Below are 279 nucleotides of genomic sequence, written 5' to 3' on the forward strand. Positions count from 1 at the left end.
CTGTTTTAGTTACCGATTGAGCCTTAATTACGGATGTGGTCATGATACGTGTGCTTTCCTTTGTTTTTCTATTTTTATCCATAAATGCCAACGCCGCGAGTTTACTAGTGCTTGGCGATAGCCTCAGTGCAGGCTATCAAATGCCTATCGAAAAGGCATGGCCTACTCTATTGCCTGATGAACTTTCAGATCGAGGTCATCAAATGAGAATTATTAACGGTAGCATATCTGGAGATACCACAGGTAATGGTTTAACAAGGCTACCAGCCCTTTTAGACA

Annotated in this window: 1 protein-coding gene; it reads left to right on the top strand. The window is 41.9% G+C overall.

Annotation, left to right across the window (positions count from 1 at the left end):
* Positions 1 to 41: 41 nt before the first annotated feature.
* Positions 42 to 279, top strand: a 238-nt coding sequence (locus AB4585_RS22605) for an SGNH/GDSL hydrolase family protein (protein WP_372171057.1), incomplete at its 3' end; no start/stop codon positions are given.

The organism is Vibrio sp. 10N.222.49.C9, assembly GCF_041474985.1.
GTDB lineage: Bacteria > Pseudomonadota > Gammaproteobacteria > Enterobacterales > Vibrionaceae > Vibrio > Vibrio crassostreae_C.